The sequence below is a fragment of the Kiloniella spongiae genome, from assembly GCF_001026905.1.
GTDB classification, from domain to species: Bacteria; Pseudomonadota; Alphaproteobacteria; order Kiloniellales; family Kiloniellaceae; genus Kiloniella; species Kiloniella spongiae.
The window spans coordinates 1-385 of record NZ_LAQL01000070.1 but is presented as its reverse complement, the minus strand read 5'-3'; the positions used below and the strand labels follow the sequence as shown (position 1 = coordinate 385).

At 44.7% G+C, this 385-nt stretch carries 1 protein-coding gene; it reads right to left on the bottom strand.

The window, feature by feature from the left end; genetic code table 11:
* On the bottom strand, positions 1-385 hold a 385-nt coding region (locus WH96_RS22245; protein ID WP_047766199.1), incomplete at both ends, for a hypothetical protein.

Here is a 385-nt window from a genome sequence, read left to right as displayed (position 1 = left end):
TTAAGAGAAGCATCCGCCAATAGCGATGTATCCAGAGAAGAGGTCTTTGCACTCGTATAAAAGACCTCCCCGTTCTTGGAGTAAACGATAGAACCACTATCCGTCCGCTCTATACTAAACTGATCGCCGGTAGAGTAAGATCCAAACTTTCCTTTGTTCGTCCCTGATTCAATAACTTCAACAAGGCCATCTGCCGCTTGGTAGATCGCAAAATCAATGTTGGTATAATCAGATGACCCTCCTGAAACCGAAAGTCCCACCATACGAGCTGTATTCGTCTCTGTGGCTTCAAAAGTAAGCGATCCTGAACCTGTAAACCTTTCTACAGAATAAGCTCCCGCATTCCAGGACGTACCACCTGAAAGTTTATACAAATGCGTTGAAG